This window comes from Comamonas sp. A23 (assembly GCF_004522605.1).
In the GTDB taxonomy this organism is placed as follows: Bacteria; Pseudomonadota; Gammaproteobacteria; order Burkholderiales; family Burkholderiaceae_C; genus Comamonas; species Comamonas thiooxydans.
Window position 1 is genome coordinate 1 of sequence record NZ_RSDT01000009.1, and the last position, 14,150, is coordinate 14,150.

The 14,150-nt window shown below is 61.3% G+C and carries 12 protein-coding genes and 2 tRNA genes; 4 read left to right on the forward strand and 10 right to left on the reverse strand.

Annotated elements, in window-relative coordinates; translation table 11 throughout:
- Positions 1-34: 34 nt before the first annotated feature.
- From EIC84_RS18525 to folC, 8 genes are all read right to left on the reverse strand, one after another.
- Positions 35-110: transfer RNA gene (locus EIC84_RS18525), tRNA-Glu, on the reverse strand.
- Between the two features lie 45 nt (positions 111-155).
- A tRNA-Ala gene (locus EIC84_RS18530) sits at positions 156-231 on the reverse strand.
- A gap of 68 nt (positions 232-299) precedes the next feature.
- Positions 300-1,709 (reverse strand): glutamate--tRNA ligase, encoded by a 1,410-nt coding sequence (gltX, locus tag EIC84_RS18535; protein ID WP_003061099.1) that lies wholly within the window; start codon positions 1,707-1,709, stop codon positions 300-302.
- Positions 1,710-1,859: 150 nt separating this feature from the next.
- Positions 1,860-3,071, reverse strand: a complete 1,212-nt coding sequence (locus EIC84_RS18540; protein ID WP_003061097.1) for an O-succinylhomoserine sulfhydrylase — start codon at positions 3,069-3,071, stop codon at positions 1,860-1,862.
- A 304-nt stretch (positions 3,072-3,375) separates the two neighbouring features.
- Entirely contained in the window at positions 3,376-4,884 is a 1,509-nt protein-coding gene (purF, locus tag EIC84_RS18545; protein WP_003061095.1) for an amidophosphoribosyltransferase, read from the reverse strand.
- A gap of 196 nt (positions 4,885-5,080) precedes the next feature.
- Positions 5,081-5,578: a CvpA family protein gene (locus EIC84_RS18550; RefSeq protein WP_003061092.1), complete on the reverse strand. Its 498-nt coding sequence runs from the start codon at positions 5,576-5,578 to the stop codon at positions 5,081-5,083.
- 28 nt (positions 5,579-5,606) lie between these two features.
- The gene (locus tag EIC84_RS18555) at positions 5,607-6,569 is read right to left on the reverse strand and encodes an SPOR domain-containing protein (protein WP_003061090.1); all 963 of its coding nucleotides are present in this window, start codon (positions 6,567-6,569) and stop codon (positions 5,607-5,609) included.
- Positions 6,570-6,627: 58 nt separating this feature from the next.
- The gene (gene folC, locus EIC84_RS18560; RefSeq protein WP_003061088.1) at positions 6,628-7,953 is read right to left on the reverse strand and encodes a bifunctional tetrahydrofolate synthase/dihydrofolate synthase; all 1,326 of its coding nucleotides are present in this window, start codon (positions 7,951-7,953) and stop codon (positions 6,628-6,630) included.
- Positions 7,954-8,053: 100 nt separating this feature from the next.
- Between folC and EIC84_RS18565 the strand changes: the two genes are divergently transcribed.
- From EIC84_RS18565 to argG, 4 genes are all read left to right on the forward strand, one after another.
- Positions 8,054-8,416 carry an ArsC family reductase gene (locus EIC84_RS18565; protein ID WP_003061086.1) on the forward strand — a complete coding sequence of 121 codons (363 nt, stop codon included), beginning with the start codon at positions 8,054-8,056 and terminating at the stop codon, positions 8,414-8,416.
- A gap of 125 nt (positions 8,417-8,541) precedes the next feature.
- Positions 8,542-9,276 carry a glycine zipper 2TM domain-containing protein gene (locus tag EIC84_RS18570; RefSeq protein ID WP_003061083.1) on the forward strand — a complete coding sequence of 245 codons (735 nt, stop codon included), beginning with the start codon at positions 8,542-8,544 and terminating at the stop codon, positions 9,274-9,276.
- Between the two features lie 149 nt (positions 9,277-9,425).
- Positions 9,426-9,743 carry a pyrimidine/purine nucleoside phosphorylase gene (locus EIC84_RS18575; protein WP_003057202.1) on the forward strand — a complete coding sequence of 106 codons (318 nt, stop codon included), beginning with the start codon at positions 9,426-9,428 and terminating at the stop codon, positions 9,741-9,743.
- 106 nt (positions 9,744-9,849) lie between these two features.
- On the forward strand, positions 9,850-11,187 hold the full coding sequence (argG, locus tag EIC84_RS18580) for an argininosuccinate synthase (protein WP_003057205.1): 1,338 nt from the start codon (positions 9,850-9,852) through the stop codon (positions 11,185-11,187).
- Between the two features lie 108 nt (positions 11,188-11,295).
- On the opposite strand, the gene EIC84_RS18585 is transcribed toward argG, so the two are convergent.
- A complete protein-coding gene (locus EIC84_RS18585; RefSeq protein WP_003057208.1) occupies positions 11,296-11,751 on the reverse strand; it encodes a hypothetical protein in 456 nt (151 codons plus the stop codon).
- Positions 11,752-11,892: 141 nt separating this feature from the next.
- The gene (gene acs, locus EIC84_RS18590) at positions 11,893-13,887 is read right to left on the reverse strand and encodes an acetate--CoA ligase (RefSeq protein WP_003061081.1); all 1,995 of its coding nucleotides are present in this window, start codon (positions 13,885-13,887) and stop codon (positions 11,893-11,895) included.
- Between the last annotated feature and the right edge of the window lie 263 nt (positions 13,888-14,150).

Sequence of the window (14,150 nt, forward strand, 5' to 3'; positions counted from 1 at the left end):
GCTACATATCATGTAGCTGCAAGCGCTTCAAACTTGGCGACCCTACGGGGATTCGAACCCCGGTACTCACCGTGAAAGGGTGATGTCCTAGGCCTCTAGACGATAGGGTCAATTCCTAGAACGATTCGAGTCTTGCGACTCGCCGTCATTAATTTTGGTGGAGGTAAACGGGATCGAACCGATGACCTCTTGCATGCCATGCAAGCGCTCTCCCAGCTGAGCTATACCCCCAAAAACTCTCTGCAAGACAACCTTTTAATCAGTCGCGTTTTGCAGAGACTCGAATTATAGACAGGTTTTTAGCGATTTTTCAAACGCGCGATAACTTTTTCACGTCCGAGCAATTCCAGCACCGCATCGACCGAGGGAGTATGGGCCGTGCCCACGGTCAGAACACGTACGGGCATGGCCAGCACGGGCATCTTCACGCCCTGCGCCTTGAGCAGCTCCTTGATCGCAGCCGCAATGGCTTCCTTGGTCCATTCCACGTTTTCCACCACGGCCGCAAATGCATCCAGCACGGGGTTGGCCGCCTCGGTTACATGCTTGGCGTAGTCTTCCGCATTGCGCTCCACGCTGTCCGCATAGAAGACCTTGGCCCAGTTGGCCAGATCCACCAAGGTCTCGCAACGGTCCTTGAACAAGGCAGCAATGCGCACCAGACGGTCATCGGCGTCGATCAGGCTCTCGGCCACGCCCGCCTTGACGACAAAGGGCTTGACCAACTGGGCCAGCTCGGCGTCGTCCATGGCCTTCAGATGCTGGGCATTGACCCAGCGCAGCTTGGCTTCGTCAAACTGGCCGGCACTGCGGCCCAGGTGATCCAGGTTGAACCACTCCAGGAACTGGGCGCGACTGAAGATTTCGTCGTCGCCGTGGCTCCAGCCCAGACGCGCCAGATAGTTCACCATGGCATCGGGCAGATAGCCTTCATCGCGGTACTGGGTCACGGCCTTGGCACCGTTGCGCTTGCTCATCTTTTCACCTTGCTCGTTGAGCACGGTGGGCAGGTGGGCAAAGGTAGGAACGGTGGCACCCAGCGCTTCAAAGATGTGAATCTGGCGCGGCGTGTTGTTCACATGGTCGTCGCCACGGATGACATGGGTGATGTTCATGTCCATGTCGTCCACGCAGACGCAGAAGTTGTACGTGGGCGTGCCGTCGGGTCGGGCAATCACCAGATCGTCGAGCTCGGAGTTCTGGAACTCGATATGGCCCTTGCACTTGTCCTCCCAGCCCACCACACCGGTTTGCGGAGTCTTGAAGCGCAGCACGGGCTTCACGCCTTCGGGAATCGCGGGCAGGACCTTGCCCTCCTCGGGACGCCATGTGCCGTCATAGCGGGGCTTTTCCTTGGCAGCCATCTGCTTTTCACGCAGCGCGTCCAGTTCCTCCATGCTCATATAGCAGGGGTAGACATAGCCTTTTTCCTGCAAGGTCGCCAGCACCTGCTTGTAGCGATCCATGCGCTGCATCTGGTAGAACGGGCCTTCGTCATGGTCGAGCTGCAGCCACTCCATGCCTTCCAGGATCACGTCCACGGAAGCCTGGGTGGAGCGCTCCAGATCGGTGTCCTCGATGCGCAGCACGAAGTCGCCGCCATTGGCGCGCGCAAACGCCCAAGGATAGAGGGCCGAACGAATATTGCCCAGATGGATGAAACCCGTGGGCGAAGGGGCAAAGCGGGTGCGAATTTTGTTGTTTGTCATATCAGAAATCCTTGTACGACATTCCCCGCGCCAAGGCTGCGGCGCTTGATACGCACGCAGTCTCGGCCAGAGATGCCGAGCAAGAGCCGCCTCGCAGCGCAGGCATAGTCCCCCAGGAAGGGGAAGGCGCGAAGCGACTCAGGGAGTGTTTCACAGCGTATCCAGTCCGCGAGCCAGGTCGACCTTGAGGTCTTCCAGATGCTCAAGACCCACGGAAATACGAATCAGACCCTGACCCACGCCGGCAGCCTGACGCTGGTCCTCGGTCAGACGACCATGCGAGGTGCTGGCCGGATGGGTGATGGTGGTCTTCACATCACCGAGGTTGGCCGTAATCGAGCACAGACGCGTGCTGTCCACGACATGGAAGGCATTGGCACGCAGTTGCTCGGCACCCTCGCCCACCACATCGAAGGCCAGCACCGCACCGCCCATGCCATTTTGCTGGCGCATGGCCAGCTCGTGCTGAGGATGGCTCTTGAGGCCCGGGTAGTACACACGCGCCACCTTGGGATGGGCTTCCAGCCAGGCGGCAAACTCCAGCGCTGCTGCGCTTTGCGCCTTGACGCGCAAAGCCAGGGTTTCCAGACCCTTCATCACCGTCCAGGCATTGTAGGGAGCAATGTTCAGACCGCCGCTGCGCAAGAAAGTGCCCATGACCTTGTCCACGAGGGCAATGGTGCCGCAAACCGCACCGGCCATGACGCGGCCTTGGCCGTCAAGGAACTTGGTGCCCGAGTGCACGACGAGGTCGGCGCCGAACTTCACGGGCTGCTGCAGCACGGGAGTGGCGAAGCTGTTGTCCACGGCCAGCAGCGCGTTGTTGGCGTGCGCCAGCTCGGCCAGTGCGGCGATGTCGCAGAGATCGGTCAGCGGGTTGGTGGGCGTCTCGGCAAACAGCATGCGCGTGTTGGGCTTGATGGCCGCCTTCCAGGCTTCGATATCGGTCTGCGAGACAAACGTGGTTTCCACACCGAAGCGTGCCATTTCGGTTCCCAGCAGCTTGATGGTGGAGCCGAACATGGACTGCGAGCAGATCACATGATCGCCCGTCTTGAGCGCCGTCAGCGCCACCAGCAAGATGGCCGACATGCCGGTGGAGGTCGCTACCGCACATTCCGTGCCTTCCATGGCCGCCAGACGCTTTTCAAAGCTGGTGACCGTGGGGTTGCCAGTGCGGCTGTAGGTGAAGCCCGGCTCTTCATTGGCAAAGCGGCGCGCTGCGGTCGCCGCATCGGGCTGCACAAAGCTGCTGGTCATGTACAGGGCTTCGCAATGCTCGCCCCACTGGCTGCGCTCGACCGCTTCGCGCACGGCCAGAGTTTCAGGATGCAAACCTTCGGGTAATGTCTTGTTGGTCACAATCGTCAAATCCAGATGGTTGGTACCGGTCATGAGTCCGCTGCAGACCGCCAATCAGGCCCGCACGCATGCTGCTCTACCAGCTTGACCGGCGGCACTCGCCGTGCCGGTCTTTGAATATGCTTTGCTCGCACATCATGAAATTTGAGTCGTATCAGGCTCAAACCCTTAATGAGCATACGTCAACAGCTCACTTTTAAAGAGCACACCGACCGCACAGCTCTGCCATTGTCCTCCCGAATGAAAAGGGTTGCCTAAGCAACCCTTTCCGACTCGGTCATTCGCTGCGCTTTAACGCCAGCGCTCAGCTTTCCTGAGCATTCGGCAGGGACAGGCGCGAAGTGTCTTCGCTCTCCTCTTCGCTGCCGCGGTTGCGGCCTTCGTTGAGCGCCGTCACCTCTTCATCGGAGATATCACCGGTGATGTAGATGCCGTCGAAACACGAGGCCTCGAAACCGCTTACCTGGGCATTGATCTTGCCCACGGCCTGCTTCATGGCTTCCACGTCCTGATAGATCAGCGCGTCGCAGCCGATGACCTGGCGAATTTCCTCGACCGTGCGGCCGTGAGCCACCAGCTCGGAGCGCGTGGGCATATCGATGCCGTACACATTGGGGTGACGCACGGGGGGCGCAGCGGAGGCCAGATACACCTTGTTGGCACCTGCATCGCGCGCCATCTGCACGATTTCCTTGGAGGTGGTGCCGCGCACGATGGAGTCATCGACCAACAGCACATTGCGGCCCTTGAACTCGCTGCTGATGGCGTTGAGCTTCTGGCGCACCGACTTCTTGCGAGCGCCCTGACCCGGCATGATGAAGGTACGGCCCACATAGCGGTTCTTCACAAAACCTTCGCGATAGGGCTTGCCCAGCAACTGTGCCAATTGCATGGCGCTGGGGCGGCTCGATTCGGGAATGGGAATCACCGCATCGATTTCATTGGGCGGCACCATGGAGATCACGCGCTTGGCCAGCGTTTCCCCCATGTTCAGGCGAGCCTGATAGACCGAAATGCCATCCATGGTGGAGTCGGGACGTGCCAGATACACATACTCGAACACGCAGGGATTGAGCTGGGTCTTTTCAGCGCATTGCTGGCTCTCGACGCGGCCGTCGTTGTGCACGAAGATCGCTTCGCCGGGAGCGATGTCGCGCTCGAACTGATGGGTCGTACCTTCCAGCGCCACGGACTCGCTGGCGAGCATGATGGTGCCATCATTGCCGCGCCCCATGCACAGCGGACGAATGCCGAAGGGATCGCGGAAGGCCAGCAGGCCGTAGCCGGCGATCAGCGCGATCACGGCGTAAGAGCCCTTGATGCGCTTGTGCACCGCACGCACGGCCTTGAAGATTTCCTCGCTCTGCAGCGGAGCGCCGCTGGAGGCGCGACCGATCTCGTGCGCCAGCACGTTGAGCAGGACCTCGGAGTCGCTTTCGGTGTTGGTGTGGCGGTGATCGGTATCCGCCAGTTCGCGGCGCAGCTGCTTGGCATTGGTGAGGTTGCCGTTGTGCACCATGACGATGCCGAAGGGCGCATTCACGTAGAAGGGCTGAGCCTCTTCCTCGCTGGAGGCATTGCCCGCCGTGGGATAACGCACCTGACCCAGACCCACATCACCGGGCAGAGCACGCATATTGCGGGTGCGGAACACATCCTTCACCATGCCCTTGGCCTTGTGCATGAAGAACTTGCGTTCCTGCTGGGTCACGATGCCGGCTGCATCCTGCCCACGGTGCTGCAGCAGCAGCAAAGCGTCATAAATCAGCTGATTCACGGGTGTGGTGCTCACCACACCAACGATTCCACACATAGTTGCGTTCCATCTGTTCGCGAAAGTCGCCCTTCGCCACACTCGCCTGCTTCGCCACCCATTGGCTAGCCTGCGCTTTGATATCCGGCATGGCGGATCACGCCAACACCAAACTCTCGTCAGCACCCACTGCGTTTTACAGCAAGCACCTTAGCCACTTTCAACCCTTAGGTAAATTGCGGCAAAAAACTTCGCTTCAAGAGGAAGCCTTGGGCAGATACTGCCCCCACTCCTCTGGCAGAGCCGGCAGCACCCAGCCCAGCGCCTCGGTCAACCAGGGCGCCAGCATCGAGTCCTGCCACCACAAAGCCTTGTGCAACGGCGTGTACTGGATCACCAGAGCCAGCACCAACAGCAGCAGGCCACCACGCAAGACACCGAACAATGCGCCCAGGGTGCGATCCACAGGCCTCAGACCCACGGCTTCAATCAACTGCTTGGACAGCCAGGAGATCACTCCCCAGGCAAACATGGACCCCACCAGCAGCAGCACAAAGCCCGCCGCATAACGCAGCTGCATGTCCCAGCCATCCAGCGGCAGCCACACCGCCACCTCTTGCGCCCAGGTCCGCGCGACCATGAAGGCTACCAGCCAGCCCAGCAAGGACAGGACTTCATAGACCAGACCGCGCCAGGCCCCCAGCAACAAGGAGCCCAGCACAACGACCACAAAAATCCAGTCCAGCGTGCTCATCAATCAAACCGTTGCCGGAAAACCGGTCTCAAGCCTTGAACACCGATGCCGGCAAACCCAGGGCCTTGGCTCTGGCGGCAGCCTTCTCGGCTTCTTCGCGGCTCTTGAAAGGCCCCATGCGAACACGTGTGCGCTTGCCGTCCTTGGTATCCACGGTCTGGGTAAAGGCTCCGGCCCCCAGCTTGCCCTTGATTTCGTTGGCCTTGCCGACTTCGGCAAAGGCGCCGATCTGAACGATAAAGCGCTCGTTAGTCGCTGCAGCCTCCTTGGCCGGTGCTGCTTCCGAGGTACTGCGCCCCTCCAGCAGTGCACGGGCACGAGCGGCTTCGTCCACCTTGGGCGCCTCCGGCTTGTGCTTGGGCTCGGGTTTGGCTTCCGGCTTCTTGATCTCGGGTTTGACCTCTGGCTTGACCTCGGCCTTGGGTTTTTCAGGCTTCGGTTCCGGCTTGCGCTCAGGCTTTACTTCCGGCTTAGGCTCCGGCTTGGGCTGAGGTTTGACCTCTGGTTTGGGCTCGGGCTTGACCTGAGATGCCACCGCGGCGGCAGTGCCGACGGCAGCCGCAGTGACTGCAGCCCCGACCACCGGCGCAGCAGGCGCCACAGCGGCCGCCGCAGGAGCTGCAGGCCTGGCCGAAGGCGCAAGCACTTCTTCGCCATCATCCAGAGAAGCATTGGCAGCAACACGCCCTGACGGTGCAGCCGTCTGGCTCGCCACCTGAGTGCCAGGCACGACCTCGGGAGCCGAGTTGGCCTGATCGGGAATTTCAATCGGAATATTGACCGGAATGGGACGTGGCTGCGTATCGAACAGCAGCGGGAAGCCCACCACACCGATCAGCACCAGCACGGCCGCCCCGATGAGGCGATGACGTGCGCGGCGGCGCATGGCTTCCACGCTTTCGCCCTGGGCCAAGCGGCTGGGGCGCTTGGCTCCGGCCACGGACTCGGCTTCGTCTTTTTTGCCAGGCCAACGGAAATTGAAAAATGCCATGAGTGAGGACTTGTTGAGGCCTGCCACCCGACAAAAGCCGGGGCGGCAGGCCGCTGACTCAGTGAGTCAGGTGTTTGGCGTTCAGACGAGGCGTGCCGTTTTGCAACACTCCGCCCACAGTGAAGAACGATCCAAAGACCACGATTCTATCAGCCGCCTCCGTTGCCGCGACTGCGGCATCCAGGGCCTGCTGGGGATTGGCAAAGGTCTGCATACTCACATCTTTGCGGATCACGCCCTTGGCCTGCAACTGCTGCAGCTTGGCCTTGAGGTTTTCTGCCGAATCCGCACGCGGCGTCGGCAGATCGGTGAAATACCAGCGATCAACCAGCGGACCCACCTTGGTGAGCATGGGCTCCCAGTCCTTATCGGCCATGGCACCGAATACGGCATGCGTGATCGGAAAGTAACCCATGGCATCGAGATTCGCCGTGAGCGCTGCCACCGAGTGCGGGTTGTGCGCCACATCCAGCACCAGCGTGGGCTGGCCGGGAACGATCTGGAAGCGACCGGGAAGCTCCACCATGGACAAGCCCGTGCGCACGGCCTGCGCCGTCACAGGCAGCTTGCCGCGAATGGCTTCATAGGCGGCCAGCACGCCGGAAGCATTCATCAGCTGATTGGCGCCGCGCAGCGCCGGATAGGCCAGCCCCGCATAGCGGCGGCCACGGCCGGCCCAGCCCCATTGCTGCTTGTCGCCGTCGTAGTTGAAATCCTTGCCGAAGCGCCAGAGGTCGGCTCCGATTTCGGCCGCGTGATCGATCACGCTTTGCGGCGGCACGGGGTCGCTGACGATGACGGGACGACCGGCACGCATGATGCCGGCTTTTTCGCGGCCAATGCTTTCGCGATCGGGGCCCAACAGTTCCATGTGATCGAGATCGATGCTGGTGATGATGGCGCAGTCGGCATCGATGATGTTGGTAGCATCGAGCCGGCCTCCCAGACCCACTTCCAGAATCGCCACATCCAGCCTGGACAGACTCATGAGGCGCAATATCGCCAGCGTGGTGAACTCGAAGTAAGTGAGTGCAACCTCTTGTCCCTCCTTGACCCTGGCCTGCTCCACCGCTTCAAAATGCGGGATCAGCTCCTCGGCCTTGACGATCTCGCCACCCACGCGGCAGCGCTCTTCAAAGTGAACCAGATGCGGCGAGGTATAGACACCGGGGCGATAGCCGGACTGCAGGGCCACGGCCTCCAGCATGGCACAGGTCGAGCCCTTGCCATTGGTGCCGGCCACCGTGATCACGGGGCAGTCGAATTGCAGGCCCATGCGCTGTGCGACTTCACGCACGCGATCCAGACCCAGGGCGATGTTCTGGGGATGCAGGCGCTCGCAATAAGCCAGCCAGGCATCCAAGGTGGGGAATATGGTGTGCATACTGGGCGCTATTGTCGCCCACTGTCAGAGGCCCTATGGCTGCCGGCACTTGGCAAATGCGTTACATCTGACTCCAACCGTTTCACCGCTACCGAACACCATGAGCAAGATCACCACCGTCTACGGCATCCCCAATTGCGACACCGTCAAGAAAGCACGCAGCTGGCTCAGTGAGCAAGGTATTACTTACCAATTCCACGACTTCAAGAAACAAGGCGTTCCCGCCGAGCGTCTGCCCCAGTGGATGCAGGCTCTGGGCTGGGAAAAGCTGCTCAACCGCCAGGGCACGACCTGGCGCAAGCTCGATGACGCGACAAAGGCCTCAGCCGTGGATGCGCCCAGTGCCGCCGCCGTGATGCAGGAGCACGCCAGCACCATCAAGCGACCCGTGGTGGAATGGGCCGACGGGAAAATCACCGTCGGTTTCAAGGCCGATGAATGGGATACGCTGCAAAACACATAAGCAACCGCTCACATTTACACATGGCTTTACCTAGTTTTACGGTGCCGAGTGCTTGAATTTACGCAGATCCCCTAAACTTTTCGGTGATCTGATGCGTTAAAGCTTCAGAGACAGGAGAGATGTTGATGAGAACTCTGGCAGTTTTGACTTTGACCGCCGTGGCCGCCACCGGGGCCTATGCCCAGGAGCGCGGTCGCGTGCTGTCCTCGACCCCCATCACCCAGCAGGTCGCCGTGCCGCAGCAGGTCTGCAGCGACCAGCCGGTGGCGGTCGCTCCTCGCCCCACCGGTGCAGGTGCCGTGGTCGGAGCCATTGCCGGCGGCCTGATAGGCAATGCCATCGGTGGCGGTGGCGGCCGTGCCGCGGCCACGGCAGCCGGCGTGGTCGGCGGTGCCATGCTCGGCAATCAGGCCGAAGCCTCGGGCCCGGTGCAGTACCAGAACATGCGCCAGTGCAGCACGCAGACCTTCTACCAGAACCGTACCGTGGGCTACAACGTGACCTATGAGTACAACGGTCGCAACTACACCACGCAGACCGCCAACCCGCCCGGCCAATGGATTGCGCTGAATGTGCAGCCCGTGGCCAACGACCCGGTCTACAGCAACGACGGCTACTACAGCACCCAGACGCCTCCTCAGGGCGCCTACAGCACCAGCTATCCGCAAAACTACGACAGCGGCTATTACGCCCCTCAGCCCGTGGCGCCCACCTACTCGGCGTCTGACTATGTGGCGCCGCTGCTGATCGGCGCAGCCATTGGTGCGGGCGCCTATTACGCCACCCGCCCCCATTACTACCGACCCGGCTACCGTCCGGGCTGGCACGGTGGCCACGGCGGCCATGGCTGGCGCCGCTGATCCAAGCCGATCCGGCCTTGCGAGCCGCTCAGGAGCCCCGTCACGGGGCTCTTGTTTTTCCTGCCTTTGCTGGGCATTCGCGCAGGTGCAAATCCCGTGGCCTAAAATCAATGCTTTTGATCTTCGACCACGCACAGCGTACCTCTTCCATGACCACCGAAACCATCGCAGGCGTCAGCCTCACCACCAAGGCCAATGTTTACTTTGACGGCAAGTGCGTCAGCCACAGCTTCACGCTGGCCGACGGCACCAAGAAGTCGGTGGGCGTGGTGCTGCCTGCAACGCTGACCTTTGGCACCGCAGCCGCAGAAATCATGGAATGCGTGGGCGGCTCCTGCGAATACAAGCTCGACGGCAGCGACGAGTGGAAGAAGTCCTCGGCCGGCGAGAGCTTCCAGATTCCCGCGAACTCCAAGTTCGACATCCGCGTGACCGAGGCTTACCACTACATCTGCCACTACGCGTAATCCGCGCCTGGCCCGGCTTCGGGCCAGACCCGAGAATTTCAAGCCTTTTCAGCCCCAATCGTTTACCCATCAAGCGATTGCAGCTATCACTTTGAAGAGAAATCTCATGGAAACCATTCTGCAACATGTTCCCGTCGGCCAGAAGGTCGGCATCGCCTTCTCCGGCGGCCTGGACACTTCTGCCGCTCTGCGCTGGATGAAGAACAAGGGTGCCCTGCCCTACGCCTACACGGCCAACCTGGGTCAGCCCGACGAAGCCGATTACGACGAAATCCCCCGCAAGGCGATGGAATATGGCGCAGAAAAGGCCCGTCTGATCGACTGCCGTCCCCAGTTGGCCAACGAAGGCATTGCCGCCATCCAGTCCGGCGCTTTCCACATTTCCACCGGCGGCATCACCTACTTCAACACCACGCCCCTGGGCCGTGCCGTGACCGGCACCATGCTGGTGGCCGCCATGAAGGAAGACGACGTCAACATCTGGGGCGACGGCTCGACCTTCAAGGGCAACGACATCGAGCGCTTCTACCGCTACGGTCTGCTCACCAATCCCGCGCTGAAGATCTACAAGCCCTGGCTGGACAGCAACTTCATCGACGAGCTGGGCGGCCGTGCAGAAATGTCGGCCTTCATGACCAAGGAAGGTTTCGGCTACAAGATGTCGGCCGAGAAGGCCTATTCCACCGATTCCAATATGCTGGGCGCCACCCACGAAGCCAAGGATCTGGAGTTCCTGAACTCTGGCATCCGCATCGTGAACCCCATCATGGGCGTGGCTTTCTGGAAGCCCGAAGTTGAAGTCAAGGCAGAAGAAGTCTCCATCACCTTCGAAGAAGGCCGCCCCGTGGCCATCAACGGCAAGGAATACACCGATGCCGTGGAAGTCTTCCTGGAGCTGAACCGCATCGGCGGCCGCCACGGCCTGGGCATGAGCGACCAGATCGAGAACCGCATCATCGAAGCCAAGAGCCGCGGCATCTACGAAGCCCCCGGCATGGCCCTGCTGCACATTGCCTACGAGCGTCTGGTGACCGGCATCCACAACGAGGACACCATCGAGCAGTACCGCATCAACGGCCTGCGCCTGGGCCGTCTGCTGTACCAGGGCCGCTGGTTCGACCCCCAGGCCATCATGCTGCGCGAATCCTCGCAGCGCTGGGTGGCCCGCGCCGTGACCGGCACCGTGACGCTGGAACTGCGCCGCGGCAACGACTACTCCATCCTGAACACCGAGTCGCCCAACCTGACTTACGCTCCCGAGCGTCTGTCCATGGAAAAGGTCGAAGACGCGCCTTTCAGCCCCATCGACCGCATCGGTCAGCTGACCATGCGCAACCTGGACCTGATCGACACCCGCGCCAAGCTGGCCATCTACTCGCAAGCCGGCCTGCTGAGCGTGAGCAGCGCCAACGCCCTGCCACAGCTGGGCAACGACAAGAAGTAATTCGGTTCGCCTGCGTGAAAAAGCCGCTGCAGTGCAGCGGCTTTTTTCATGCCGAATACGCCTCAATCGCTTGTAGGCAAAGCGATTGAGGCTATCAGTATTGAGGCATCAGCGATTGATCTGGTGCACCTGCTGTTCCAGCTGCCCCACATAGGCTGCCGTGCTGTTGTCCGACTCCTGGGCGCGCTGCACCAGATGCGCTTCCAGCACATCGAGCCGGGCCATCACCTCTTCCTTGTCCCTGGCATGCAAGGCTTCGAGCACGCTGCGCAGCTCCGTGAAACGCGAAGCCTCTGCCTTGTCGGCCAGATCGCGCTGGGCCTGCATCTCCTTGGCGTGGCGGCGTGCCTCCAGCAGCACCGAGCCTTGCATCCACAGCACATAGGCGATGAAGAACACGCTCAGCAAAATCGTCAGCGCCAGCATGAGCACGCCCAGCGGTGCCTGGATTTCGGTCAGGCCCAGCGAAACCGTTGCAGGTGTGGACAGCGCCGTCCAGTTGAAGGCTGCCAACACGGCAATCAGGGCCACGATGATGGCAATGCAGATGGTGCGAAAGTTCATGCTCTTCTCCTTGTACTCCGGAATGCCTTGTTTTAACCCAAGATCGCATCGGCTTGCGTCAGCAAGCGCCAGAAATGGCAAAGCCGCTGTTGCCAGCGGCCCTGTCGTCATGATGCGTTCAGATCAGCGGCATGCGCCGGCTCAATTGGTCTCCGACAATTGCTCGAGGATCGCGGGATTCTCCAGAGTGCTGGTGTCCTGGGTAATCGCTTCTCCCTTGGCCAGCGAGCGCAGCAGGCGGCGCATGATCTTGCCGCTGCGGGTCTTGGGCAGGTTGTCGCCGAAGCGGATGTCCTTGGGCTTGGCAATCGGGCCGATCTCCTTGGCCACCCAGTTGCGCAGCTCGGTCGCAATCTGCCTGGCTTCCTCGCCCGTGGGCTTGCCGCGCTTGAGCACCACAAAGGCGCAGATGGCTTCGCCGGTCAGGTCGTCGGGACGGCCGACCACGGCGGCCTCGGCCACCAGATCGGTCTTGGCCACCAGGGCCGACTCGATTTCCATGGTGCCCATGCGGTGGCCCGAGACATTGAGCACATCGTCGATACGGCCCGTGATGCGGAAATAGCCGCGATCCTCGCTGCGCACGGCGCCGTCGCCGGCCAGGTAATAGCCCTTGAGCTCTTCGGGGAAGTAGCTCTTCTTGAAGCGCTCGGGGTCGCCCCAGATGGTGCGAATCATCGAGGGCCAGGGCTTCTTCACCACCAGGATGCCGCCGGCGCCATTGGGGATCTCGTTACCGGCCTCGTCGACGATGGCCGCCGTGATGCCGGGCAGGGGTAGGGTGCAGGAGCCGGGCACCAGAGGCGTGGCACCGGGCAGCGGCGTGATCATGTGGCCGCCGTTCTCGGTCTGCCAGAAGGTATCCACGATGGGGCAGCGCTCGCCGCCCACATGCTTGTGATACCACATCCAGGCCTCGGGATTAATGGGCTCGCCCACCGAACCCAGCAGACGCAGGCTGGACAGATTCCAGTTCTTCGGGTGGACGCTGGGGTCGGAGTCCGCCGCCTTGATCAGCGAGCGTATGGCCGTGGGTGCCGTGTAGAAGATGCTGCACTGGTGGCGCTCTATCATCTGCCAGAAGCGGCCCGCATTGGGGAAGGTCGGCACGCCTTCGAAGACGATCTGCGTGGCACCGGCCGCCAGCGGGCCATAGGCCACATAGCTGTGGCCGGTGATCCAGCCGATATCGGCCGTGCACCAGAAGACATCGCTGTCCCTGGCATCGAAAGTCCATTCGAAGGTCTGCTTGGCCCACAGCACATAGCCGCCGGTGGCATGCTGCACGCCCTTAGGCTTGCCGGTGGAGCCGCTGGTGTAGAGGATGAAGAGCGGGTGCTCGGCATTGACGGGCACGGCTTCGCACTCGGTGGACTGGCCGGCCAATGCCTCGGTGAAGCTGATGTCGCGGCCCGCGACCATATTGCAGGCAGTGGCCGTGCGCTCATAGACCAGCACGCTCTTGACGGCTTCGCAGCCGCCCAGCGCAAGCGCGTCGTCGACGATGGCCTTGAGCGGCAACTCCTTGCCGCCGCGCATCTGGTAGTTGGAAGTGACGACCAGACTGGCACCCACGTCCACAATGCGCTCCTGTACGGCCTTGGCCGAGAAACCGCCGAACACCACGGAATGCGTGGCGCCGATGCGTGCACAGGCCTGCATGGCTACCACACCCTCGATGGTCATGGGCATGTAGATCAGCACGCGATCGCCCTTTTGCACGCCGCGCGCCTTGAGCGCATTGGCGAACTGGCTCACACGGGCGAGCAACTCTTTGTAAGTGACCTTGGTGACCTCGCCGCCGTCTGCTTCAAAGATGATGGCCGTCTTGTTCTCCACGGGCGTGCCCATGTGCTTGTCCAGGCAGTTGGCGCTGGCGTTGAGCTCGCCGTCGGCAAACCATTTATAGAAAGGCGGGTTGCTCTGGTCCAGCACCTGCGTGAAGGGCTTGGTCCACTGCACGTTCTCGCGGGCCAGCCGTGCCCAATAGCCTTCATAGTCGCGCTCGGCTTCATCGCACAGGGCCTGGTATTGCGCCATGCCCGAGATGCGGGCCTTGGCGGCGAAATCCGCAGGGGGCGGGAACACACGGTTTTCCACCAGCACGGATTCGATGGTTGATGTCGCAGCGCTCATCGTTTTGTCTCCTGATGCATAAGCAATGAAATAATTGTGGGTGTACTGTCAAGGCTCGGTCTTACACCCCACTGACTGAAATTGAGAAGCGGCTTTTGCGCGCCGTCAAGCCCGTCATTCGCTCCCATTTTTGCAGCAGAAAGTGCCTGCTTGGTGTTGATTTGCTTGCATTTTTTTCAAAACACCCTGGAACAAACCCTTAGAATCGCGCACCTGCTGCTGCAGAGGCCTGAGCCCACATTACGGCCTGCTCTCGAAGGCGC

Bases quoted from the DNA above. Each gene is read 5' to 3' on its own strand.
- gltX (WP_003061099.1), bottom strand. From the start codon at position 1,709: ATGACAAACAACAAAATTCGCACCCGCTTTGCCCCTTCGCCCACGGGT.
- purF (WP_003061095.1), bottom strand. From the start codon at position 4,884: ATGTGTGGAATCGTTGGTGTGGTGAGCACCACACCCGTGAATCAGCTG.
- EIC84_RS18550 (WP_003061092.1), bottom strand. From the start codon at position 5,578: ATGAGCACGCTGGACTGGATTTTTGTGGTCGTTGTGCTGGGCTCCTTG.
- EIC84_RS18555 (WP_003061090.1), bottom strand. From the start codon at position 6,569: ATGGCATTTTTCAATTTCCGTTGGCCTGGCAAAAAAGACGAAGCCGAG.
- folC (WP_003061088.1), bottom strand. From the start codon at position 7,953: ATGCACACCATATTCCCCACCTTGGATGCCTGGCTGGCTTATTGCGAG.
- EIC84_RS18565 (WP_003061086.1), top strand. From the start codon at position 8,054: ATGAGCAAGATCACCACCGTCTACGGCATCCCCAATTGCGACACCGTC.
- EIC84_RS18570 (WP_003061083.1), top strand. From the start codon at position 8,542: ATGAGAACTCTGGCAGTTTTGACTTTGACCGCCGTGGCCGCCACCGGG.
- EIC84_RS18575 (WP_003057202.1), top strand. From the start codon at position 9,426: ATGACCACCGAAACCATCGCAGGCGTCAGCCTCACCACCAAGGCCAAT.
- argG (WP_003057205.1), top strand. From the start codon at position 9,850: ATGGAAACCATTCTGCAACATGTTCCCGTCGGCCAGAAGGTCGGCATC.
- EIC84_RS18585 (WP_003057208.1), bottom strand. From the start codon at position 11,751: ATGAACTTTCGCACCATCTGCATTGCCATCATCGTGGCCCTGATTGCC.
- acs (WP_003061081.1), bottom strand. From the start codon at position 13,887: ATGAGCGCTGCGACATCAACCATCGAATCCGTGCTGGTGGAAAACCGT.